The sequence below is a fragment of the Cognatundibacterium luofuense genome, assembly GCF_018139685.1.
GTDB lineage: Bacteria > Pseudomonadota > Gammaproteobacteria > Burkholderiales > Burkholderiaceae_D > Undibacterium > Undibacterium luofuense.
This window is the reverse complement of the sequence record NZ_JAGSPN010000023.1, coordinates 1-5420: the sequence shown is the minus strand read 5'-3', so window position 1 is coordinate 5420 and position 5420 is coordinate 1. Positions and strand designations below refer to the sequence as shown.

Genomic DNA, 5420 nt, shown 5'->3' with positions numbered 1-5420 from the left:
GCGGGGGTTTCTTATAGGGAGCCTGACGATGACCTACTTTCACACTGGTTGCAGCACTATCATCGGCGCTAAGTCGTTTCACGGTCCTGTTCGGGATGGGAAGGGGTGGTACCAACTCGCTATGGTCATCAGGCTTAAACTGTCAGCGCAACTCGCTCGTTGCGCCCAACTCAGAAGACTTTTCGTTCTAATCTTTTCGGTAACTCTTGTTCTTACTTCGCTAAATTACACTCATGTCACCTACTAAAGTTATAGGGACAAGCCTTACGGGCAATTAGTACTGGTTAGCTTAATGCATTACTGCACTTCCACACCCAGCCTATCAACGTCCTGGTCTCGAACGACCCTTCAAGGAGCTTAAAGCTCCGGGATATCTCATCTTAAGGCGAGTTTCCCGCTTAGATGCTTTCAGCGGTTATCTCTTCCGAACATAGCTACCCGGCAATGCCATTGGCATGACAACCGGTACACCAGAGGTTCGTCCACTCCGGTCCTCTCGTACTAGGAGCAGCCCCCTTCAAATATCCAACGCCCACGGCAGATAGGGACCAAACTGTCTCACGACGTTTTAAACCCAGCTCACGTACCACTTTAAATGGCGAACAGCCATACCCTTGGGACCGGCTACAGCCCCAGGATGTGATGAGCCGACATCGAGGTGCCAAACTCCCCCGTCGATATGAACTCTTGGGAGGAATCAGCCTGTTATCCCCAGAGTACCTTTTATCCGTTGAGCGATGGCCCTTCCATACAGAACCACCGGATCACTATGTCCTACTTTCGTACCTGCTCGACTTGTCGGTCTCGCAGTTAAGCACGCTTATGCCATTGCACTATTAGCACGATGTCCGACCGTACCTAGCGTACCTTCGAACTCCTCCGTTACACTTTGGGAGGAGACCGCCCCAGTCAAACTGCCTACCATGCACTGTCCCCGACCCGGATAACGGGCCAAGGTTAGAACCTCAAACAAACCAGGGTGGTATTTCAAGGATGGCTCCACGAGAACTGGCGTCCTCGCTTCAAAGCCTCCCACCTATCCTACACAGACCGGTTCAAAGTCCAATGCAAAGCTACAGTAAAGGTTCATGGGGTCTTTCCGTCTAGCCGCGGGTAGATTGCATCATCACAAACACTTCAACTTCGCTGAGTCTCGGGAGGAGACAGTGTGGCCATCGTTACGCCATTCGTGCAGGTCGGAACTTACCCGACAAGGAATTTCGCTACCTTAGGACCGTTATAGTTACGGCCGCCGTTTACTGGGACTTCAATCAAGAGCTTGCACCCCATCATTTAATCTTCCAGCACCGGGCAGGCGTCACACCCTATACGTCCACTTTCGTGTTTGCAGAGTGCTGTGTTTTTATTAAACAGTCGCAGCCACCAGTTTATTGCAACCTCTTCGCCCTCCTGAAGTAAATCAGTCAAGCTACAAAGGCGTACCTTATCCCGAAGTTACGGTACCAATTTGCCGAGTTCCTTCTCCCGAGTTCTCTCAAGCGCCTTAGAATACTCATCTCGCCCACCTGTGTCGGTTTGCGGTACGGTCTCGTTAGACTGAAGCTTAGAGGCTTTTCTTGGAACCACTTCCGATTGCTTCGTGAATAAATTCACTCGTCTCAACCCCTTGAATTATGTGCCCGGATTTGCCTAAGCACCTTCTATAAGTTAAGAACAGGCTCTTCCAACCGCCTGACAACCTTCCGCGATCCGTCCCCCCATCGCATCTAACGACGGTGCAGGAATATTAACCTGCTTCCCATCAGCTACGCATCTCTGCCTCGCCTTAGGGGCCGACTCACCCTGCTCCGATGAACGTTGAACAGGAAACCTTGGGCTTACGGCGTGGGGGCTTTTCACCCCCATTATCGCTACTCATGTCAGCATTCGCACTTCTGATACCTCCAGCAACCGTTACCAGTCACCTTCACAGGCTTACAGAACGCTCTCCTACCATATCCTTAAAGGATATCCGCAGCTTCGGTGCCGTGCTTAGCCCCGTTACATCTTCCGCGCAGGACGACTCGATCAGTGAGCTATTACGCTTTCTTTAAAGGGTGGCTGCTTCTAAGCCAACCTCCTGACTGTTTTAGCCTTCCCACTTCGTTTTCCACTTAGCACGTCTTTGGGACCTTAGCTGGCGGTCTGGGTTGTTTCCCTCTTGACACCGGACGTTAGCACCCGATGTCTGTCTCCCATGCTCGCACTCTTCGGTATTCGGAGTTTGCAATGGTTTGGTAAGTCGCGATGACCCCCTAGCCATAACAGTGCTCTACCCCCGAAGGTGATACATGAGGCACTACCTAAATAGTTTTCGGAGAGAACCAGCTATTTCCAGATTTGTTTAGCCTTTCACCCCTATCCACAGCTCATCCCCTAATTTTTCAACATTAGTGGGTTCGGTCCTCCAGTGCGTGTTACCGCACCTTCAACCTGGCCATGGGTAGATCATCTGGTTTCGGGTCTACACCCAGCGACTGATTCGCCCTATTCGGACTCGATTTCTCTGCGGCTCCCCTATTTGGTTAACCTTGCCACTGAATGTAAGTCGCTGACCCATTATACAAAAGGTACGCAGTCACCCCTTGCGAGGCTCCTACTGTTTGTATGCATACGGTTTCAGGTTCTATTTCACTCCCCTTCCGGGGTTCTTTTCGCCTTTCCCTCACGGTACTGGTTCACTATCGGTCGATATCGAGTATTTAGCCTTGGAGGATGGTCCCCCCATGTTCAGACAGGATTTCACGTGTCCCGCCCTACTTGTCGCAAGCTTAGTACCACATCTGGAATTTCATATACGGGGCTATCACCCTCTTTGGCCGGACTTTCCATTCCGTTCTATTATCCCAGATGCTAATTCTTGCAGGCTCTTCCCATTTCGCTCGCCACTACTTTGGGAATCTCGGTTGATTTCTTTTCCTGTAGCTACTTAGATGTTTCAGTTCGCCACGTTCGCTTCGTACACCTATGTATTCAGTGTACGATGACCTTACGGCCGGGTTTCCCCATTCGGAAATCTGCGGATCAATGTGTGTTTGCTCACTCCCCGCAGCTTATCGCAAGCTACTACGTCCTTCATCGCCTGATATCGCCAAGGCATCCACCATATGCACTTAGTCACTTGTCCCTATAACTTTAGTCTTTGATTGCTCAAAGCACGGTTACAGTTCTTGACTATGAGTTTGATTTAGCTTGTTCGCCGTAGCGCAAGTGTCGCATTCTGAATCTCTTGCGAGATTCGCTTGGATCACTCTTACTACTTTGTTTGTAAGATACAATCATTACCGTTTATCTTCGACTGACTTGCGCCAGTCTCCGATTCATTTCATGATTATTACTACTTTGTCTTCTGAATTGTTAAAGATCGAGAACTTCTTGTCTTTCGTTTTGAAAGTCCAAACCTAAGCGTCTTCACTTCTCTTCGCTTACGTTTGCCCTTTCGTCTGCTTTTTTTGCATCACTGATTTCTCAGCAGTGCTTTTACAGAACTTGGTGGAGGTTGACGGGATCGAACCGACGACCCCCTGCTTGCAAAGCAGGTGCTCTCCCAGCTGAGCTAAACCCCCAGTTTCCTACTACACCAATGATTTATTGGTGGGTCTGGTTGGGCTCGAACCAACGACCCCCGCGTTATCAACACGGTGCTCTAACCAGCTGAGCTACAGACCCGCTTTCCTTCAGCGTGTCCGGTCTTTGTCCTCCCGAACACAACCGTTCTCTTACTCTGCAACAGCCAATAAACGTGAACACTTAATTTGCGCGACGCTCTAGAAAGGAGGTGATCCAGCCGCACCTTCCGATACGGCTACCTTGTTACGACTTCACCCCAGTCACGAACCCTGCCGTGGTAAGCGCCCTCCTTACGGTTAAGCTACCTACTTCTGGCAGAACCCGCTCCCATGGTGTGACGGGCGGTGTGTACAAGACCCGGGAACGTATTCACCGCGACATGCTGATCCGCGATTACTAGCGATTCCAACTTCATGGAGTCGAGTTGCAGACTCCAATCCGGACTACGATACACTTTCTGGGATTAGCTCCACCTCGCGGTTTGGCAGCCCTCTGTATGTACCATTGTATGACGTGTGAAGCCCTACCCATAAGGGCCATGAGGACTTGACGTCATCCCCACCTTCCTCCGGTTTGTCACCGGCAGTCTCATTAGAGTGCCCTTTCGTAGCAACTAATGACAAGGGTTGCGCTCGTTGCGGGACTTAACCCAACATCTCACGACACGAGCTGACGACAGCCATGCAGCACCTGTGTGCAGGTTCTCTTGCGAGCACTCCCAAATCTCTTCAGGATTCCTGCCATGTCAAGGGTAGGTAAGGTTTTTCGCGTTGCATCGAATTAATCCACATCATCCACCGCTTGTGCGGGTCCCCGTCAATTCCTTTGAGTTTTAATCTTGCGACCGTACTCCCCAGGCGGTCAACTTCACGCGTTAGCTGCGTTACCAAGTCAATTAAGACCCGACAACTAGTTGACATCGTTTAGGGCGTGGACTACCAGGGTATCTAATCCTGTTTGCTCCCCACGCTTTCGTGCATGAGCGTCAGTGTTATCCCAGGGGGCTGCCTTCGCCATCGGTATTCCTCCACATATCTACGCATTTCACTGCTACACGTGGAATTCTACCCCCCTCTGACACACTCTAGCCTTACAGTCTCCAATGCAGTTCCCAGGTTGAGCCCGGGGATTTCACATCAGACTTATAAAACCGCCTGCGCACGCTTTACGCCCAGTAATTCCGATTAACGCTTGCACCCTACGTATTACCGCGGCTGCTGGCACGTAGTTAGCCGGTGCTTATTCTTCAGGTACCGTCAGCAGCTCTGGATATTAGCCAGAACCTTTTCTTCCCTGACAAAAGAGCTTTACAACCCGAAGGCCTTCTTCACTCACGCGGCATTGCTGGATCAGGGTTGCCCCCATTGTCCAAAATTCCCCACTGCTGCCTCCCGTAGGAGTCTGGACCGTGTCTCAGTTCCAGTGTGGCTGGTCGTCCTCTCAGACCAGCTACTGATCGTCGCCTTGGTGGGCTTTTACCCCACCAACTAGCTAATCAGATATCGGCCGCTCTGATAGCACAAGGCCCGAAGGTCCCCTGCTTTCATCCTTAGATCGTATGCGGTATTAGCTAGTCTTTCGACTAGTTATCCCCCACTACCAGGCACGTTCCGATACTTTACTCACCCGTTCGCCACTCGCCACCAGGTGCAAGCACCCGTGCTGCCGTTCGACTTGCATGTGTAAGGCATGCCGCCAGCGTTCAATCTGAGCCAGGATCAAACTCTTCAGTTCAATCTCTGTTGGTGTCTTTCGACTGTCTCTTGCGAGACCTCTCTCAAAATACTGACGAGATAAATTTCTTTATCTTGTTTCTTTTGCGAGCACTTCATATGTTTTAAGCTTCCCGG

2 tRNA genes and 3 rRNA genes are annotated in these 5420 nt (G+C 50.8%); all 5 read right to left on the bottom strand.

Annotation, left to right across the window (positions count from 1 at the left end):
* Positions 1-20 precede the first annotated feature (20 nt).
* A 5S ribosomal RNA gene (gene rrf, locus KDM89_RS18995) occupies positions 21-133 on the bottom strand.
* A gap of 120 nt (positions 134-253) precedes the next feature.
* Positions 254-3127 (bottom strand): 23S ribosomal RNA (locus tag KDM89_RS18990).
* A gap of 363 nt (positions 3128-3490) precedes the next feature.
* Positions 3491-3566: transfer RNA gene (locus KDM89_RS18985), tRNA-Ala, on the bottom strand.
* Positions 3567-3592: 26 nt separating this feature from the next.
* Positions 3593-3669, bottom strand: a tRNA-Ile gene (locus KDM89_RS18980).
* Between the two features lie 102 nt (positions 3670-3771).
* A 16S ribosomal RNA gene (locus KDM89_RS18975) occupies positions 3772-5304 on the bottom strand.
* Together the 16S, 23S and 5S rRNA genes with 2 tRNA genes alongside form the textbook arrangement of a ribosomal RNA operon.
* Positions 5305-5420: the final 116 nt, after the last annotated feature.